Raw genomic sequence first — 17,556 nt, 5'->3', positions numbered from 1 at the left:
ACGCGCCTCAGGGGCGCGTCAGCGCGAGCCTCAATCCAAAGCCGATGAAGACGACACCCGTGACCCTGTCGAGCCACTTCACCACTGGCCCTCGAGACAGGAGACGCCGCAGGGGGGTGGTTGCGGCGATCAGCAGCCCGAACCAGACGAGCCCGAGCGCCACGTGGATCAGGGCCAACATGAACGTGAAGGTAGCGACCGGCGCTCCCGCCGGCACGAACTGGGGAAGGAAGGTGACGTAGAACACCCCGACCTTCGGATTGAGCATGTTCGTGGCGAAGCCTCTCCAGAATGCGTCCGACGATCCGCCCTCGCCCAGTGGCCCGGCGGAAGGATCGGCCAGGACGGTCCGCGGCCTGAGGATCAGTCGGACGCCAAGCCAAAGCAGGTAGAGCGCTCCCGCCCACTTCAGCGTGGCGTAGGCCGCCTCCGACGCGGCGAGAAGAGCGCCGAGTCCAACCGCCGCCGCCGCGCCCCAAGCGAGGCAACCGAGTGCGATGCCAGCCGCCGCCAGTGCAGCTCGCCGGCTCCCGTCGACTGCGGCGGACCGGAGCACCATCGCGGTGTCCAAACCCGGCGTCATCGTCAGGATGACCGCGGCGACGCTGAAGGCGAGTACTGGGGAAACGAGGCTGCTGACCATCGGCTTGCGATAGCGTCTTCGGGAGCCATACACAACGTCGCGATGCCGACCGGCGCGAGCGGCAGAGGAGTGGATGCAGTGCGGCCGACGACCCTTACCGGATCGGGGAAAACCGGGTCGGCTTGAGGATGACGTTTTCCGCGGCCTGCACCATCGGCACGGTCTTGGCCAGCACGGCGAGCCAGGCGGGGTCGGCGTAGAGGCGGGCGCGGCGTTCCTCGCGGTCGGCCATGCTGTCGAAGCTCCAGAGCGTGATCACCTGGTTCTGCGGGCCGATGTCGGAGGTGAAGTAACCCAGCATCGTCAGGTACTTCGTGTGGATGGGCAGGCCCTCAGCCTCGTAGATGGCGAGGAACTCGGCCATCGTGCCCGGCCGCAGCGTGTATGTGCGCTTCTCGACGATCATCGGTGTCCCCTTCCCTGTCGCGGCGCCTGCGGACGCCGCCCCTCATCCGGCGCTTCGCGCCACCTTCTCCCCGCCAGCGGGGAGAAGGGAGCGGCTCCGGGCGCCGGCGCCCGTTGGGCGGAGCGTAGCGCGGGCGCCGGCGTGTTTCAAACAGATGTTAGAATCGCACTTGATCCCGCCGCCGCGGTGGTGTGGACTCCCCGGCAACAAGAGGAGGACCCGCCATGATCCCGCGCACGCTGTTTTCCGAGGAGCACGAGATCTTCCGCCAGTCGGTGCGGCGCTTCATGGAGAAGGAGCTCGCCCCCCACCACGAGGCGTGGGAGGAGGAGGGGCAGGTGGCGCGCTGGGCGTGGACGCGGGCCGGCGAGGAAGGCTTCCTGTGCGCCGCGATCCCGGCCGAGTACGGCGGCGCGGGCGCCGACCGGCGCTACTCGATCGTCCTGATGGAGGAGCAGGCGCGGCTGAACCTGACAGGCCTCGGCTTCGCGCTGCACTCAGACATCGTGGCGCCCTACATCCATCACTACGGCACGGAAGCGCAGAAGAACGCCTGGCTGCCGGGCATGGCGACGGGCGAGCTCGTCGCCGCCATCGCCATGACGGAGCCGGGCGGCGGCTCGGACCTGCAGGCGATCCGCACCTTTGCGCGGCGTGAGGGCGACGACTACGTCATCTCGGGCCAGAAGACCTTCATCACCAACGGCCAGACGGCGGACCTGATCCTCGTCGCCTGCAAGACCGACCGCAGCGAGGGTGCGCGGGGCATCAGCCTGATCGTGGTGGAGGCGGACCGGCCCGGCTTCGAGCGCGGGCGGCGGCTGCGCAAGCTCGGCACCAAGGCGCAGGACACCTCGGAGCTGTTCTTCAACGAGGTGCGAGTTCCGGTCGGCAACCGTATCGGCGAGGAGGGCAAGGGCTTCGCCTACATGATGCAGGAGCTGCCGTGGGAGCGCATGCACGTCGGCATCCAGGCGGTGTCGTGCTGCGAGGCGGCGCTGGAGTGGACGACCGCCTTCACGCGCGACCGCAAGGCCTTCGGCAAGGCGGTGATCGACTTCCAGAACACGCGCTTCACGCTCGCGGAGATGAAGACGCAGGTGCAGGTGGCCCGCGTGTTCCTCGACCGCTGCCTCGAGCTGGTGCTCGAGAACCGCCTCGACACGACCACGGCGGCGATGGTGAAGCTGTACACGAGCGAGATGCAGGGCCGCGTGCTCGATGCGCTGCTGCAGTTGCACGGCGGCTACGGCTTCATGTGGGAGTATCCAATCGCCCGTGCCTATGCCGACGCGCGCGTGCAGCGCATCTACGCCGGCACCAACGAGATCATGAAGGAACTGATCGGGCGCACGCTGTGAGGCTCAGGCGGGCGGCAACTCGCCGAGGCGAGCGCTGGCGAAGCTGCGCCACGTCACCGGCGGGCGGCCGGTGACGGCGCGCACCGTGTCGTCGACGGCGTCGGCCATGGGCAGTTCGCCGCGCTCGGCGGCGGCGACGCCGGCGGCGAGGCTCGCGGCGTAGACGGGCTCCATGCCCTGCCGGGCGAGGATGGCGGGCAGGTCGGCGGCCGGCCGCGGGCGATACTCCACCGGCCGGCCGGTGACCTCCGTGAGCACCCCGGCCACCTCCCCGAACGAGAGGCACTCGGAGGCGAGGGGGTAGACCTTGCTGGCGTGGCGTTCGGGCTCGGCCAGCGCGGCGGCGGCGACGGCGGCGATGTCGCCGGCGGCGATCCAGCTCACCGGGCGGTCGCTGACGAAGTGGACTATCCTGTCGGGGCGGTGGCGGAAGCCGGCCCACACCGTGTCCATGAAGAAGTTGGGGCGCAGGTGCGTCCAGCCGAAGCCCATCGCGGCGATGGTGCGCTCCACCAGTTGGTGCCACGCGAAATGCGCGTATGGCGTGTCGTCGGGCGCCAGCGCGCCGAGATGGACGACGTGGCGCACCCCCTCTGCCTGCGCGGCGTCGAGCAGGCGCTTGGAGTGGACCAGCATGTCGACGGTGTAGCCGGTGGCGAGGAAAATGGCGTCGGCGCCGCGCAGCGAAGGCCGCAGGCTGGCGGGGTCATCGTAGTCGAGGCGGACGGAGTCGTGGCCGGCCGCCCTCAGGGCCGCGGCGGCGGAGTCGCTGCGGGCGGCGCCGACGACGTCGACGTCGAGGCCGGTAGCCCGGTGGGCGGCAAGTTCGGCCATCACGTAACCGCCGACGGTGCCGGTCGCGCCGGTGACCACGATGCGTCGTGCCATGGGGCACCCTCCCCGTCACGGCCGGCCGCTTGACCGGCGCCTTTTTCTAACGTCTGTTTGTTTTTGTAGCGACAAGGGGCGGCGCATGTCCAGCAGCGGCGCGGCGACGGCGAACTTCCGGCCCGGGCCGGCGGAGTTCGCGCTGCTCGCCGCCATCAGCCTGGCGTGGGGCACCTCCTACATCCTCACGAAGATCGCGGTCACCTCCTTGCCGCCGCTGACGCTGATCGCGGCGCGCACGCTCATCGCCTCGGCGGCGATGGTGGCGCTCGCAGGCAGCCAGGGCGGGATCCGGCTGAAGGCGGCCGACCTGCCCGTGATCGCGGTGGTGGGGCTCGCCAGCGGGGCGGTGCCGCTGGCGCTGATCGCCGTGTCGGTGAGCTACGTCAACGCCTCGACCACGGCGACGGCGATGGCGCTGGTGCCCATCCTGGCGGCGGCCTACGGGGTGCTGTGGGGCCAGTACCCGACACCGCGGCAAGGACTAGGCCTGCTGCTCGGCTTCACGGGAATCATCGTGCTGTTCGGCCCCGGGGCGCTGATGGCCCTGGGCGACAGCGCACGCGGCGCGGCGGCGGCGCTTTCGGCGGCGCTCGTCTTTGCCGGGTCACTGCACATGGCGCGGCGGGTTCGGGGAATCGATTCGCTGACGGTCGCCACCGTGTCGCAGGTCGTCTCGGCGGTGGCGGCTACGGCGGTGGCGCTCGCGGTGGACGGCGTGCCGCGGGCCCTGCCCCCGTCCGGGGTCGTGGCGGCGGTGGTCGTGCTCGGCATCGCGAACACGGCGCTGGCCAATCTTCTGCTTTTCGCGCTGCTGGCGCGTGCCAATGCGGGCTTCACGGCGCTCAACAATTATCTCGTGCCTGCCGTGGCGGTGACGAGCGGGACGCTCGTGCTCGGGGAACCGATGACGGCCGCCTCGCTCGGCGGGACGGCGCTGATCCTCGCCGGGGTCGCAGTGTCTACGATGCCGCGCGCTGCGCCGGCCCGCGGAACCGGTTGACCGCGCGACAGAGCGCCTTGTCATGATTTCGAACGGGTGTTAGGTTTTGATCATCAGGGTCGCCTCCGCCAGAGGGGCGGCCGGGAGGAACGCCCCGCGCGACCGGCCACCGGCCGCGGGTGACCGAGGGAGCAGGACCCAATGCGCCGTCTCGACGGGAAACTGGCGGTGGTGACGGGCGCCGCCAACGGCATCGGCCGGGCCTCGGCACTGCGCTTCGCCGCGGAGGGCGCCAACCTCGCCATCATCGACCTCGAAAAGGACGGCGTGGAGCGCGTCGCCGAGGAGGCCCGGGCGAAGGGGGCCACGGTGCTGGCGCTATCGGGCGACTGCACCGACGAGGCGACCGTGAAGGACGCGTTCCGGCAGGTCTACGACCGCTTCGGCTTCGTCGACATCCTCATGAACAACGTCGGCCAGAGCGCCCGCGAGCGCGCCTCCGAGTTCTACAAGTCCGAGCCCGAAGTGTGGCGCTTCGTCATCGACGTGACGCTGATGGCCACGCTCATCGCCTCGCGGCAGGTGGTGCCGTCGATGCGCGAGGCCGGGCGCGGCAAGATCGTCAACGTCGCCTCGAATGCCGGCATGGCCGGCGAGGTCGGCATCAGCGACTATGCGGCGGCCAAGATGGGCGTCATCGGCTTCACGCGGTCGCTGGCCCGCGAGCTCGCGCCCTTCAAGGTCAACGTCAACGCGCTGTGCCCCGGGGTGACCAAGACCCGCGTGATCGACCGGATCTCGGAGGAGATCCTGGCCAAGATCCGCGCCTCCATCCCGCTGGGCTTCTTCGCGGAGCCCGAGGACATCGCCGCCGCGGCGGCCTTCCTCGCCAGCGACGACGCCCGCTACATGACCGGCCAGTCCGTCGTCGTCGACGGCGGGCGCTGGATGATCTGACGACGCGGTCGGGGCCGGCGCCCGCCGCCGGCCCCGACCGCCCCACGCGACGCAGGACAGAAGGGCCCACTCATGTCAGGACTGCTCGAAGGCAAGGTCGCCCTGGTGACGGGGGCGGGACGCGGCATCGGCCGCGAGATCGCTCTGCTGATGGCAGCGCACGGCGCCAGCGTCGTCGTCAACGACCCGGGCGTGGCGCTCGACGGGCGCGACGACGAGACCGACGGCCCGGCCCGCGCCGTGGTGCGCGAGATCGAGGCGGGCGGCGGCAAGGCCGTCGCAGACTTCGGATCGGTGGCCGAGGGGGCGCAGGCGCGGGCGATGGTGCGCACCGCGGTCGACGCCTTCGGCCGGATCGACATCGTCGTCAACAACGCCGGCATCCTGCGCGACGTCATCTTCCACAAGATGACCGACGAGGACTGGGACTCGGTGATCAAGGTCCACCTCTACGGCAGCTTCAACGTGAGCCGGGCGGCGGCCGAGTTCTTCCGGGCGCAGTCCTCCGGCGCCTTCGTGCACATGACCTCGACGTCGGGCCTCGTCGGCAACCCCGGCCAGGCCAACTACGCGGCCGCGAAGATGGGCATCGTGGGGCTCTCCAAGTCGCTGGCCCTCGACATGTCGCGCTTCAACGTGCGGTCGAACTGCATCTCGCCCTTCGCCTGGAGCCGCATGGTGGGGTCGATCCCCAACACCCCGGACCAGGAGGAGCGGCTCAAGGGCCTGCGCATGCTGACGCCGGACAAGATCGCGCCGGTGGCGGTGTTCCTCGCCAGCGACGCGGCGGCCGACGTCAATGGCCAGATCTTCGCGGTGCGCGGCAACGAGATCTTCCTGATGAGCCAGCCGCGGCCGCTGCGCTCGGTGCACCGCTCCGAGGGCTGGACCCCGGAGACCCTGCGCGACCACGCGCTGCCGGCGCTGAAGACCTCGTTCGTGCCGGTCGAGATGTCGCGGGAGGTGTTCTCGTGGACACCGGTGTGAGCGAGACCGCCTTCCGGCGATACGAAGACGTGGCGGTGGGGGACGCGTTCCCCGAGCGCCCCCTCGCCTTCGCCGTGACGGCGGAGCGGGTCGAGGCCTTCCTCGCCGCAACCGGCCATCGCCGGCCGGCGGGCGACGGGCAGGCGCCCTCGATGATCGCCAGCGTCTACCTCATCGACCTGCTCACGGCGCGGCGCAGCCCGCCGGGCGGCATCCACGCCAAGCAGTCGCTGCGGTTCCACCGCCCGGTTCGGATCGGCGAGGTCCTGTCGATCCAGGCGCGGGTGACCGACAAGTACGTGCGCAAGGAGCGGCCCTACGTGGTGTCGGACTTCGAGGCGCGCGGCGAGGACGGCTCGCTTGTGTCCACCGGACGGGTCACCTCGATCTGGGGGCGCGACCCATGAGCGCCGCCGCCTCCCTCGCCCCCTCCGCCGGGACAGCGCTGCCGACGCTGACGCGGCATGTGACGCAGGCAACGATCGACGCCTACGCGCGGGCCTCCGGTGACTTCAACCCGATCCATGTCGATCCCGACTTCGCGGCGAAGGGTCCGTTCGGGCGCACCATCGCGCACGGCCTGATGACGCTGGCTTTCGTCGCCGACCTCCTGAACGGCTGGAGCGACGGGGCCTTCGACGCGGAGGGCGAACTCGACGTCGCCTTCATCGGCCCGGTCTTCGCCGGCGACACGGTGAGCATCAGCGGGGTCGTCGAGTCAGTGGAGACGGGCGCTGGCGGCGCCTCAACAGCGGTGGTGCGGCTGGAAGGCCGCGCCGGCGAGCGGTCCATCCTCGCCGGGACGGCGCGGGTGCCGGTGGGACACGGGGAGACGGGGCGGTGACGCGGGAAGCGGTGATCGTGGGCGTGGGCGACGTGCCGCTCAAGGACGGGCGCGTGGTGGGCGGGGGCTCGGTGCTGCAGGTGCAGGCGCGCGCCGCCAAGGCCGCGCTCGACGACGCCCGGCTGTCGATGGGCGACGTCGACGGGCTGCTCGTCGCGGGCCTGTGGGGCGTGCCGGGCCCGGGACAGCTCGCCTCGGTGACGCTGGGCGAGTACCTCGGCATCATCCCGCGCTTCGCCGACACGACCAACATCGGCGGCTCGGCCTTCGAGGCGCACGTCGCCCACGCGGCCATGGCCATCGAGAAGGGCTACTGCGACGTCGCGCTGATCGTCTACGGCTCGATGCAGAAGAGCGAGCGCAGCCGCACGCTCGGCGGGCGGCCGCCGGTGCTGACCATGCAGTTCGAGAACGTCTGGGGCATCCCCCAGCCGGTCGGCGGCTACGCCATGGCAGCGCAGCGCCACATGCACGAGTTCGGCACGCGGCCGGAGCAGCTCGCCGAGATCGCCGTGGCGACGCGCAAGTGGGCGCAGCTCAACCCCGCCGCGACGATGCGCGACCCCCTCACCATCGACGACGTGATGGCCTCCACGCCGGTCTGCGACCCGCTTAAGCTGCTCGACTGCTGCCTCGTCACCGACGGCGCCGGCGCCGTGGTGATGACGACGGCGGAGAACGCGCGGGCCCATGGCAGCCGCATGATCCACATCCGCGGCTACGGCGAGGCGCACACGCACTGGTCGATCGGGGCGATGCCGGACCTCGCGCGCCTCACGGCCGCCGAGATCTCGGGCCGGCGCGCCTTCGAGATGGCCGGGATCGGCCGCGACGCCATCGACCTCGTGGAGTGCTACGACAGCTTCACCATCACCGTGCTGATGACGCTGGAGGCGCTCGGCTTCTGCGGGTGGGGCGAAGGTGGCGCCTTCGTCTCCGGCCAGCGCACGGCGCCGGGCGGCGCATTCCCCATGAACACCAACGGCGGCGGGCTCTCCTACTGCCACCCCGGCATGTACGGCATCTTCCTGCTCGTCGAGGCGGTGCGGCAGCTGCGCGGCGACGCCGGCGACCGGCAGGTGGCGGGCGTCCGCACCGCCCTCGTCCACGGTACCGGCGGAACGCTGTCGTCGGGCGGCACCGTCATCCTCGCCAACCACTGAGGGCCCGATGTCCGAGAGCGCAGCCTACGAGAAGCCGCAGCCGGTCATCGACCCCGGCACGAAGCCGTTCTGGGACGCGGCGCGTCAGCACCGCCTGTCGATCCCGCGCTGCCGGGCCTGCGGCAAGCACCACTTCTACCCGCGCGAGCTGTGCCCGCACTGCCATTCCGACGACCTCGAATGGACGGACGCGAGCGGGCGCGGGGAGATCTACACGTTCACGGTGGCGCGCAAGCCCGCCGGGCCAGTGTTCGCCGCGGACGTGCCCTACGTGATCGCGCTCGTGACGCTGGACGAAGGGCCACGCATGATGAGCCTCGTCGTCACCGACAACCCCGACGGCGTGCGGATCGGTGACCGCGTGCGCGTCCACTACGACGACGTGACGCCCGAGCTGACGCTGCCGAAGTTCGTCATCGACAGGCCGTGAGATGAACACGACCCATGTGCCGGCCGAGATCGTCCAGGTCGGCGAAAGCCTGATCCGCTTCGTCGAGCAGGAGGTCGTGCCGCTCGAGACCGAGCACCGCGATCTCCTGGCGAGCGACCGCACGATCTTCGACGAGGAGGGGCGCTACAGCGACGCGGTGCAGGCGCTGCGCCTCGTCGTGCGCCAGCGGTCGGCGCGGGACGGCTTCTACACCATGTTCGGGCCGGAGGAGCTCGGCGGCGGCGGGCTCGGGCCGGTCGCGGCGGTCTACCTCAACGCCCTGCTCTCGGCCCATTGCGGGCCGGGGCGGCCGCTGATCCACCCGGTCGTCATCCCCTCCCCCTTCACCAACGGCCTGTCGCCGGTGCTCACCAGCCTGCGGCCGGACGTGCGCGAGCGCTACCTGCCGTCGCTGGCCAGCGGCGAGAAGACGCTGTGCTTCGGCCTCAGCGAGCCCGACGCCGGGTCCGACGTCTTCGGCCTGAAGACGAAGGCGCTGCGCGACGGCGACCACTGGGTCCTCAACGGCTCCAAGCAGTGGATCACCAACGGCCCCTATGCCGACTACGCCATGATCTTCGCCATCACCGACCCGGAGAAGGTGGCGCGGCGGGCCGGCGGCATCACCGGCTTCTTCGTCGACACGAGGAGCCCCGGCTTCTCCGTGGTGTCGACCATCCCGATCATGGGGCACCTGGGGGCGGAGATCGGCATCATTGCCTTCAATGACCTGCGCGTGCCGGACGAGCAGCGTCTCGGCGGCGTGGACGACGGGCTGCGTGTGGCCATGAACGGCGTGAACACCGGTCGGCTCGGCCTCTCGGCGACCTGCATCGGGCTCGCCCGCTGGGCGCTGGTGCAGGCGGTGGAGTACGCGAAGATCCGCAAGACCTTCGGCCAGCCGATCGGCGAGCACGGGGCCGTGCAGATCCTGCTGGCCGAGAGCGCGGCGGAGATTTATGCGGCCGAGACGATGCTGATCGACTGCGCGCTGAAGCTGGAGCGCGGCGAGCGGGCGCTGGCGGAACTCTCCATCGTCAAGCTGCACTGCACGGACGCGGCGAACCGCGTGTTCGACCGCTGCATGCAGGTGCACGGCGGCATGGGGCTCACCAACGAGCTTCGGCTCGAGGCCGGCTACCGCTTCACCCGCTCCATGCGCATCCCCGACGGGACCAGCGAGATCCAGCGCCGCACCATCGCCCGCGAGCTCCTGACCCGCGGCGTGACCTTCTGAGGCCCGAGGCCGTCATGTCCCATCGTCCAGCCCCTCCCCTCGACCGGCTGTTCGCGCCCCGCGCGGTCGCCATCCTCGGCGCGTCGGACGACCCGACGCGCATCTCCGGGCGCCCCGTGCGCTACCTGATCGAAGGCGGCTTCCAGGGCGGCATCTTCCCGGTGAACCCCAACCGCGAGACGGTGCAGGGGCTGAAGGCCTACAAGACGCTCGCGGACTGCCCCCAGGTGCCCGACGTGGTGCTCGTCGCCGTGCCGCTGGCGCTGACGGAGGCGGCGATCCGCGACTGCGTGGCGCTGGGCGTGGCCGGGGCCGTGATCTTCTCGGCAGGCTACGCCGAGGCCGGCGAGGACGGCCTCGCCGTGCAGGAGCGCATCACGGCGATGGCGCGGGAGGGAGGGCTGCGGCTGCTCGGCCCGAACTGCCTCGGCATCTTCAACCCGCGCATCGGCTTCTACGGGACGTTCACCCAGTCTCTTGACCGGGAAATGCCGCGGCCAGGCCACCTCGGCATCGTCAGCCAGAGCGGCGCCTACGGGTCCCACATCGCCTACCTGGCGCGCCGGCGCGGGCTCGGCATCGCCGCGTGGATCACGACCGGCAACGAGGCGGACGTCGACGTGGCGGAGGCCATCCAGTGGATGGCAGAGAGCGACGATGTGAAGGTCATCATGGCCTATGTCGAGGGCGTGCGTAACGGCCCGCGCTTCCGCGCCGCGCTGGAGGCGGCGCGACGGCGCCGCAAGCCCGTGGTGATGATGAAGGTGGGCCGCTCGGAGACCGGCGCGAAGGCGGCGAGTTCCCACACCGCCTCGCTGGCGGGCTCCGATGCGATCTACGACGCGCTGTTCCGGCAGGCGGGCGTCTACCGCGCGACGACGACCGAGGAGCAGATCGACGTCGCCTATGCCTGCCTGCGCGGCATCTTCCCGGCGTCCGACAAGCTCGGCGTGGTGACGCTGTCGGGCGGCGCGGGCGTGCTGATCTGCGACGCCGCGGAGCGGCACGGGCTCGACGTGTCGCCGATGCCGGAGGCGGCACAGGCGAAGCTCAAGGCGCTGCTGCCCTTCGCCACGGTGACCAACCCGGTCGACACGACGGCGCAGGCGCTCAACGACATGACCCTGCTGGCGAAGAACCTCGAGGTGATGCTCCAGGAAGGCGGATACGGCTCGCTCGTGGGGTTCTTCACGACCGTGCCCAACACGCGCACGCTGTCTGGACCGCTGCGCAAGGCCATCACCGAGGGCTGCGCGCGCTTCTCGGACCGTCTGATCGTGCTGTCGATGATCGGCGACCCGGAGGTGGTGGCCGACTACGAGGCGAGCGGGTTCCTGGTGTTCGAGGATCCCGAGCGCGCGGTGGTCGCCATGGCCGCGCTGGTGCGCTTCGCGCGGGCTTTTGCAGCGGAGCCGGCGGCGGTCGCTCCGGCCGGCGAAGGCGATGCCATCCCGCGGCGACCGCTCTCGGAGCCCGAGGCCAAGGCGCTGCTGCGCGCGGCGGGCATCCCGTTCCCGGACGAGCGGCTGGCGACGAGCGCGGCGGCGGCCGGCGAGGCGGCGGCGGCGATCGGCGGCAAGGTGGCGATGAAGATCGTCTCGGCTGCCATCGAGCACAAGACCGAGATCGGCGGCGTCATGCTGGACGTCGAGGGCCGCGCCGCGGCCGAGGCGGCCTACGAGGAACTCATGCGCCGGGCGCGGACGCACCGCCCCTACGCGGCGGTGGAGGGCGTGCTCGTCGCGCCGATGCTGTCGGGGGGCGTCGAGATGATCGCCGGCGTCACGCGCGACCCGGTGTTCGGGCCGGCGGTGATGGTGGGCCTCGGCGGCATCCACGTGGAAGTGCTGCGCGACGTGCGCTTCGCGCTGGCCCCGTTCGACGAGGCGGAGGCGCGCCGGCTCATCGACGGGCTGCGTGGCCGCGCCCTGCTCGACGGCGTGCGCGGTGCGCCGGCCTGCGATGTCGATGCGATGGCAGCGCTTCTGGCGCGCCTCTCCGTCTTTGCGGCGGCGCATGCCGACACCGTCGAGACGATCGACCTGAACCCTGTCCTCGTACGCCCGAAGGGCCAGGGCGCCGTCGCGCTCGATGCCCTGCTGGTGCCGCGCGATGCTTGAGTTCGGGGCAGTTTCAAACTAGCGTTAGAAAATCAAGAGACGACGGCAAGACGGGAGGACGGCGGGATGGGCGTGGACTATTCGGGCTACCGGTACATCCGCTTCGAGCGGCGCGAGCGGGTCATGACGGTGACGTTCAACCGTCCCGAAGCGCTGAACGCCATGACCGCCGACATGCACGAGGAGGCCTCGCGGCTGTTCTACGACCTCGGCATGGACCACGACATCGACGTCGTGGTGCTGACCGGCGCCGGCAAGGCCTTCAGCGCCGGCGGCGACATCGCCGGCATGCGCGAGATGTACGAGAACCCGGAGAAGTTCGACCGCTCCATCATGGAGGCAAAGAAGGTTGTCTTCGGCATCCTCGACTGCGAGAAGGTGATCGTCTGCAAGATGAACGGCGACGCGGTGGGCCTGGGCGCCACCATGGCACTGTTCTGCGACATCATCTTCGCCGCCGACCACGCCCGCATCGGCGACCCGCATGTGCGCGTGGGGCTGGCGGCCGGCGACGGCGGCGCGGTGATCTGGCCGCAGGCCATCGGCTATGCCCGGGCCAAGGAGTACCTCCTCACGGGCGACCTCATCGGCGCCAAGGACGCGGCGGCGATGGGCCTCATCAACTACGCGGTGCCGGCCGACGAGCTTGACGCGCGCGTCGACGCCTTCGTGGCGAAGATCGCGGCCGGGGCGATGACCTCGATCCGCTACACCAAGACGGCCATCAACATCGGGCTGAAGCAGTTGGCCCACTCGATGATGGACACCTGCATGGCCTACGAGGCGCTGACCAACCGCACCTCCGACCACCTCGAGGCGATCAACGCCTTCAGCGAGAAGCGCAAGCCCCGCTTCACCGGGCACTGAGGAGCGGAGGCCGGCCATGGACTTCGGCGAGCCCGAACACATCGGCATGCTGCGCGAGAGCATCCGGCGGATGCTGGAGCGACACGCGCCGCGCGAGCTGATGGCGAAGTGGGACGAGGAGGACAAGGTCCCCCGCTCGCTCATGGGCGCCATCGCCGAGCTGGGCGTGTGCGGCATGACCGTGCCGGAGGAGTACGGCGGCAACGGTCGCGACATCCTCGCCACCATGGTGACGGTGGAGGAGCTGTCGCGCCGCTCGATGGTGATCGGCACGCTCTACCTGATGAACGCCTGCTACGGCAGCATGAACATCGTCGCCTCGGGCAGCGAGGAGCAGAAGCAGCGCCTGCTGCCGCGCCTCTCTGCGGGCGAGATCCTCTTCGCCTACGGGTTGTCGGAGCCCGACGTCGGGTCCGACCTCGCCAGCGTGAAGACGCGCGCCGAGCGCCGCGGCGACACCGTGGTGATCAATGGCTACAAGCGCTGGTGCTCGGGCGCCGAGAACGCCGACTACATTTACGCGCTGGTGCGCTCGGGCGACCCGGATGCCCGGTACAAGAACCTCTCGCTCGTGCTCATCCCCCCCACCGCGAAGGGCGTGACGCTGACCCACATCCCGGCCATGGGCGCGCGCGGGCTCAACACCAACGACGTGACGCTCGACAACGTCGAGATCCCCATCACCGACGTCGTGGGCGGCGAGGAGGGCTGGAACCAGGGCTGGACGAAGCTCGCGGGGCCGGCGCTGGAGGTGGAGAAGCTCGAGGTCGCCGCCATGGCGCTGGGCATCGCCGCGCAGGCAGTCGACGACGCATGGGCCTACTCGCAGCAGCGCAGCCAGTTCGGCCAGCGCATCTGCTCGCACCAGTCCATCCGTCACATGCTGGCCGACGTGCAGACGAAGCTGGCGGCGGCGCGGCTGATGCTCTACCGCGGCTGCTGGCTGGCGCAGAACGACATGCCGTGCAGCGTCGAGACCTCGATGGCGAAGATGTACGTCTGCGAGACCGGCCTCGACATCGTCCTGACCTGCCAGAAGGTGATGGGCGCCTACGGCTACGCGCGCGGCTTCGACATGGAGCGGCACGTGCGCGACATGCTGCTGATGCCGATCATCGGCGGCTCGACCGCGATCCAGAAGAACAACATCGCCAACCGGATGGGCCTGCCGAAGCGCTGACAGACCCGACAAGGGAGGGGCACCATGATCGAGACGGCACCATGATCGAGACCCTCGGCGACATCCTGCGCAACAACGCGCACAAGTTCCCGAACGAGACGGCCTTCGTCTACGGCGGCCGGCGCGTCAGCTTCCGGCAGTACTTCGAGCGCGCCTCGCGGCTGTCGTCGGCGATCTGGCAGCGCGGCCTGCGCCGGCAGGACCGCGTGTCGATCCTGTCGCAGAATACCATCGAGTTCCTCGAGACCTACTCGGCCTGCGAGCTCGCGGGCTTCATCGCGGCGACGGTGAACTGGCGCCTCGCGCCGCCGGAGATCGAGTACATCCTCACCGACTCCGGCCCCCGGATGCTGGTGTTCGAGGCGCAGTACACAGCGACCGTCGACCAGATCCGCGCCCGCCTGCCGCACATCGAGACGTTCGTGTGCTTCGGCGGGCCGGTCCCGGAGTGGGCGGAGGACTTCGAGGCGCTGCTCGCGTCCGGGCAACCGGAGGGCGCGCCGACGCGGCCGCTGCCCGACGAGATCATGCACCTGATCTACACGAGCGGCACCACCGGCCGCCCGAAGGGCGTGATGCGCACGCACAAGGCGGAGCTTGCAGTCGCCGACCTCATGGCGACCGAACTCGGCCTCATCGTGTCCGACCGGCTGCAGCTGATGATGCCGGTGTTCCACGTGGGCTCGCGCTTCCTGCAGCTCGCCGCGCACCTGCGCGGCGCCACGGTGATCCTGCATCACGACTTCAAGCCGGCCGACATCGTCGAGACGATGGTGCGCGAGAAGGTGACCATGACCCACATGGCGCCGACCATGGTGCAGGCTGTGCTGTCGGTTCCCGGCATCGACGAGGGGGACCTCTCGGCGCTGCACACGGTCTGCTACTCGGCCGCGCCCATGCCCGTGCCCCTGCTGCGGCGCGGGCTGAAGCTGCTCGGCCCCGTGTTCCTGCAGCTCTACGGCATGACCGAGGGCGGCGGCACCACGCTGCACAAGCGCCAGCACAAGCCGGACGGCACGCCAGAGGATATCCGGCGGCTCGGATCCATCGGCCAGGCGGCGCCCAACGTCGACGTGCGCATCGTCGACGAGGAGGGTCGCGACGTTCCGCTGGGCCAGCCGGGCGAGATCATCACCCGCACCGACACGCACATGGCCGGGTACTGGAACAACTCGGCCGCCACCGTCGCCGCGCTCAAGGGCGGCTGGTACTACACCGGCGACCTCGGGACGATGGACGAGGAAGGCTTCGTCACCCTCGTCGACCGCAAGAAGGACATGATCATCTCCGGCGGCGAGAACATCTACTCGCGCGAGGTGGAGGAGGCGCTCGCCACCCATCCCGCCGTGCAGGACGTCGCCGTCATCGGCATGAAGGACGACTACTGGGGCGAGGTGGTGCGCGCCATCGTCGTGCTCTCGCCGGGCGCAGACGCGGCGGAGGCGGAGCTGATCGACCACTGCAAGACGCAGATCGCCAGCTACAAGAAGCCGAAGTCGGTGGTGTTCACGAAGGAGCTGCCCCGCCTGCCGAGCGGCAAGATCAACAAGGTCGTGCTGCGGCAGACATACGGCCGGCCGGACGGGGCGAGCTCATGAGCGCGACGCAAGAGACGGCCTTCGTCACCGGCGCGGCCAAGGGCATCGGCAAGGGCATCGTCGAGCGCCTCGCCGCGGAAGGCTACCGCGTCGTCGCGGCCGACCGGCTCGACGCCGTGAATGACGTCGCGGCGGTGCTGCGCGCTCAGGGCCACGCCGTCGAGGCGGCCATCCTCGACATCCGCGACCGGGCCGCAGTGGCGGCGTTGCTCGATCGGTTCGCGCCGCTCGACGTCATCGTCAACAACGCCGCGGTGACGAGCACGCACCGGTTCGAGGAACTGACCGAGGACCACTTCCGCGAGATGTTCGACATCAACACCGTCGGCACCTTCGTCGTCGCGCAGGAGGGCGCTCGGCGCATGCGCAACGGCGGGCGGATCGTGAACATCGCGTCGCGCTCCTTCGCGGGCGCGCCGCAGATGGCGCACTACGTCGCCTCCAAGACCGCCGTCGTCGGGCTGACCCGCGCCATGGCCATCGACCTGTCGCCCCGCGACATCCGGGTGAACGCCATCGCCCCCGGCGTCGTGGACACCGACATGCTCCACTACATGACACCGGAGCGGCAGAAGGTGATGCTGAGTCTGCAGTTGCTGGGCCGCATCGGGCAGCCCGAAGACATCGCGCGGGCGGTGTCCTTCCTCGCCTCGCGCGACAACCGCTACATCACGGGCCACGTCCTCGTCGTCGACGGCGGGCGCTCGCTCGGGCAGGGCCAGCTTCCGCCGGAAGAGGATCCCCATGCCTGAGCTGACCGAGGAGCGCCGCCTCATCCAGGAGACGGCGCGCGCCTTCACGCGCGAAAAGGTGCGCCCGCTCGCCGACAAGCTCGACCCCGTGAAGGGCTCGATCCCGGACGAGCTCATCGCCGAGATGGCGGAGTTGGGCTACTTCGGCATTCTCATCCCGGAGGAACACGGCGGCCTCGGCCTCGGCGCCTACGAGTACTGCCTCGTGGCGGAGGAGCTGGCGCGCGGCTGGATGAGCGTCGCCTCACTCATCGCGCGCGGCAACGGTCTCATCGGCTCGCTGAAGGCGATGACGCCGGAGCAGAAGGCGCACTACCTGCCGCGCATGGCGCGGGGCGAGTTCCTCGGCGCCTTCTCGCTGTCGGAGCCCGACGCGGGGTCGGACGTCGCCAACATCTCGTGCCGGGCCCAGCGCGTGGGCGATCACTGGGAGATCACCGGCAACAAGTACTGGTGCACCTTCGCCGACGGGGCGGACTTCATCCTCGTCTTCGCGCGCACGCAGGCGCCGGACCCGAAGGCGCGCCACCGCGGCATCTCCGCCTTCATGGTCGAGAAGCCGCGCGGCCAGCTGCCGGAAGGCGTGTCGGGGGCGCCGATCCCGAAGATCGGCTACTTCGGCTGGACGACGTGGGAGCTCGCCTTCGACCGCTGCAGGGTGCCGGCGGCGAACCTGATCGGCGAGGAAGGGCGCGGCTTCTACCTCGCCACGGCCGGGCTGGAGACGGCCCGCGCCCACACGGCGGCGCGCTCGATCGGACTGGCGCAGGCGGGGCTCGACGACGCGGTGGCCTTCGCCGGGCAGCGCCGGCAGTTCGGACAGCCGATCGCGGCGTTCCAGGCCATCCGCTTCAAGATCGCGACGATGGCCACCGAGATCGAGGCGGCCCGCGCCCTGCTCTACGCGGTGTGCGAGAAGATCGACCTCGGCGTGCGCTGCGACAAGGAGGCCTCGATGGTGAAGCTCTTCGCCTCCGAGATGTCCGAGCGCGTGACCAGCGAGGCACTGCAGATCCACGGCGGCGGCGGCTACACCACCCTCAACCAGGTCGAGCGCCACTGGCGCGACGCGCGGCTCACCAAGATCTTCGAGGGCACCTCGGAGATCCAGATGCGGATCATCTCGGACCACATCCTCGGGCGGTGATTCGGCGGTCACGGCAGAAGTCTGGGGAGAACG

18 protein-coding genes are annotated in these 17,556 nt (G+C 70.4%); 15 read left to right on the top strand and 3 right to left on the bottom strand.

Annotation, left to right across the window (positions count from 1 at the left end; translation table 11 throughout):
* Window positions 1-7 precede the first annotated feature (7 nt).
* Both ACX9GQ_RS13520 and ACX9GQ_RS13515 read right to left on the bottom strand, forming a co-directional pair.
* Window positions 8-643, bottom strand: coding sequence for a LysE family translocator (locus ACX9GQ_RS13520; protein WP_459630078.1), 636 nt, complete (start codon window positions 641-643; stop codon window positions 8-10).
* A gap of 94 nt (window positions 644-737) precedes the next feature.
* Window positions 738-1,049, bottom strand: a complete 312-nt coding sequence (locus ACX9GQ_RS13515) for an NIPSNAP family protein (protein ID WP_459630077.1) — start codon at window positions 1,047-1,049, stop codon at window positions 738-740.
* A 224-nt stretch (window positions 1,050-1,273) separates the two neighbouring features.
* Between ACX9GQ_RS13515 and ACX9GQ_RS13510 the strand changes: the two genes are divergently transcribed.
* On the top strand, window positions 1,274-2,410 hold the full coding sequence (locus ACX9GQ_RS13510) for an acyl-CoA dehydrogenase family protein (protein ID WP_459630076.1): 1,137 nt from the start codon (window positions 1,274-1,276) through the stop codon (window positions 2,408-2,410).
* A 3-nt stretch (window positions 2,411-2,413) separates the two neighbouring features.
* Here ACX9GQ_RS13510 and ACX9GQ_RS13505 read toward each other — a convergent pair whose 3' ends face one another.
* Entirely contained in the window at window positions 2,414-3,298 is an 885-nt protein-coding gene (locus tag ACX9GQ_RS13505; protein ID WP_459630075.1) for an NmrA family NAD(P)-binding protein, read from the bottom strand.
* Window positions 3,299-3,383: 85 nt separating this feature from the next.
* Between ACX9GQ_RS13505 and ACX9GQ_RS13500 the strand changes: the two genes are divergently transcribed.
* The 14 genes from ACX9GQ_RS13500 (at window position 3,384) to ACX9GQ_RS13435 (ending at window position 17,523) form a co-directional block, all read left to right on the top strand.
* Entirely contained in the window at window positions 3,384-4,301 is a 918-nt protein-coding gene (locus ACX9GQ_RS13500) for a DMT family transporter (protein ID WP_459630074.1), read from the top strand.
* Window positions 4,302-4,442: 141 nt separating this feature from the next.
* Window positions 4,443-5,198 carry an SDR family NAD(P)-dependent oxidoreductase gene (locus ACX9GQ_RS13495; RefSeq protein ID WP_459630073.1) on the top strand — a complete coding sequence of 252 codons (756 nt, stop codon included), beginning with the start codon at window positions 4,443-4,445 and terminating at the stop codon, window positions 5,196-5,198.
* Between the two features lie 72 nt (window positions 5,199-5,270).
* A complete protein-coding gene (locus ACX9GQ_RS13490; protein ID WP_459630072.1) occupies window positions 5,271-6,185 on the top strand; it encodes an SDR family oxidoreductase in 915 nt (304 codons plus the stop codon).
* Window positions 6,182-6,592, top strand: coding sequence for a MaoC family dehydratase (locus tag ACX9GQ_RS13485; protein WP_459630071.1), 411 nt, complete (start codon window positions 6,182-6,184; stop codon window positions 6,590-6,592). The genes ACX9GQ_RS13490 and ACX9GQ_RS13485 overlap by 4 nt, the downstream gene beginning before the upstream one ends.
* Window positions 6,589-7,029, top strand: a complete 441-nt coding sequence (locus ACX9GQ_RS13480) for a MaoC family dehydratase (RefSeq protein ID WP_459630070.1) — start codon at window positions 6,589-6,591, stop codon at window positions 7,027-7,029. Before ACX9GQ_RS13485 ends, ACX9GQ_RS13480 begins: the two co-directional genes overlap by 4 nt.
* Window positions 7,026-8,192 (top strand): acetyl-CoA acetyltransferase, encoded by a 1,167-nt coding sequence (locus tag ACX9GQ_RS13475; protein ID WP_459630069.1) that lies wholly within the window; start codon window positions 7,026-7,028, stop codon window positions 8,190-8,192. Before ACX9GQ_RS13480 ends, ACX9GQ_RS13475 begins: the two co-directional genes overlap by 4 nt.
* Window positions 8,193-8,199: 7 nt before the next feature.
* On the top strand, window positions 8,200-8,622 hold the full coding sequence (locus ACX9GQ_RS13470; RefSeq protein ID WP_459630068.1) for a Zn-ribbon domain-containing OB-fold protein: 423 nt from the start codon (window positions 8,200-8,202) through the stop codon (window positions 8,620-8,622).
* A gap of 1 nt (window position 8,623) precedes the next feature.
* Window positions 8,624-9,859, top strand: a complete 1,236-nt coding sequence (locus ACX9GQ_RS13465; RefSeq protein WP_459630067.1) for an acyl-CoA dehydrogenase family protein — start codon at window positions 8,624-8,626, stop codon at window positions 9,857-9,859.
* A 14-nt stretch (window positions 9,860-9,873) separates the two neighbouring features.
* Window positions 9,874-11,979, top strand: coding sequence for an acetate--CoA ligase family protein (locus ACX9GQ_RS13460; protein WP_459630066.1), 2,106 nt, complete (start codon window positions 9,874-9,876; stop codon window positions 11,977-11,979).
* A 66-nt stretch (window positions 11,980-12,045) separates the two neighbouring features.
* Window positions 12,046-12,846, top strand: coding sequence for an enoyl-CoA hydratase/isomerase family protein (locus tag ACX9GQ_RS13455; protein ID WP_459630065.1), 801 nt, complete (start codon window positions 12,046-12,048; stop codon window positions 12,844-12,846).
* Window positions 12,847-12,862: 16 nt separating this feature from the next.
* Entirely contained in the window at window positions 12,863-14,026 is a 1,164-nt protein-coding gene (locus tag ACX9GQ_RS13450) for an acyl-CoA dehydrogenase family protein (RefSeq protein ID WP_459630064.1), read from the top strand.
* 41 nt (window positions 14,027-14,067) lie between these two features.
* Window positions 14,068-15,624: a long-chain-fatty-acid--CoA ligase gene (locus tag ACX9GQ_RS13445; RefSeq protein WP_459630063.1), complete on the top strand. Its 1,557-nt coding sequence runs from the start codon at window positions 14,068-14,070 to the stop codon at window positions 15,622-15,624.
* Window positions 15,621-16,376, top strand: a complete 756-nt coding sequence (locus tag ACX9GQ_RS13440; protein ID WP_459630062.1) for an SDR family NAD(P)-dependent oxidoreductase — start codon at window positions 15,621-15,623, stop codon at window positions 16,374-16,376. The genes ACX9GQ_RS13445 and ACX9GQ_RS13440 overlap by 4 nt, the downstream gene beginning before the upstream one ends.
* On the top strand, window positions 16,369-17,523 hold the full coding sequence (locus tag ACX9GQ_RS13435; RefSeq protein WP_459630061.1) for an acyl-CoA dehydrogenase family protein: 1,155 nt from the start codon (window positions 16,369-16,371) through the stop codon (window positions 17,521-17,523). Before ACX9GQ_RS13440 ends, ACX9GQ_RS13435 begins: the two co-directional genes overlap by 8 nt.
* The last annotated feature ends 33 nt before the right edge of the window (window positions 17,524-17,556 follow it).

It is taken from the genome of Alsobacter sp. R-9, from assembly GCF_054612375.1.
Note: the sequence above shows the minus strand (reverse complement) of the source record. Positions and strands in the feature narration are given on the sequence as shown.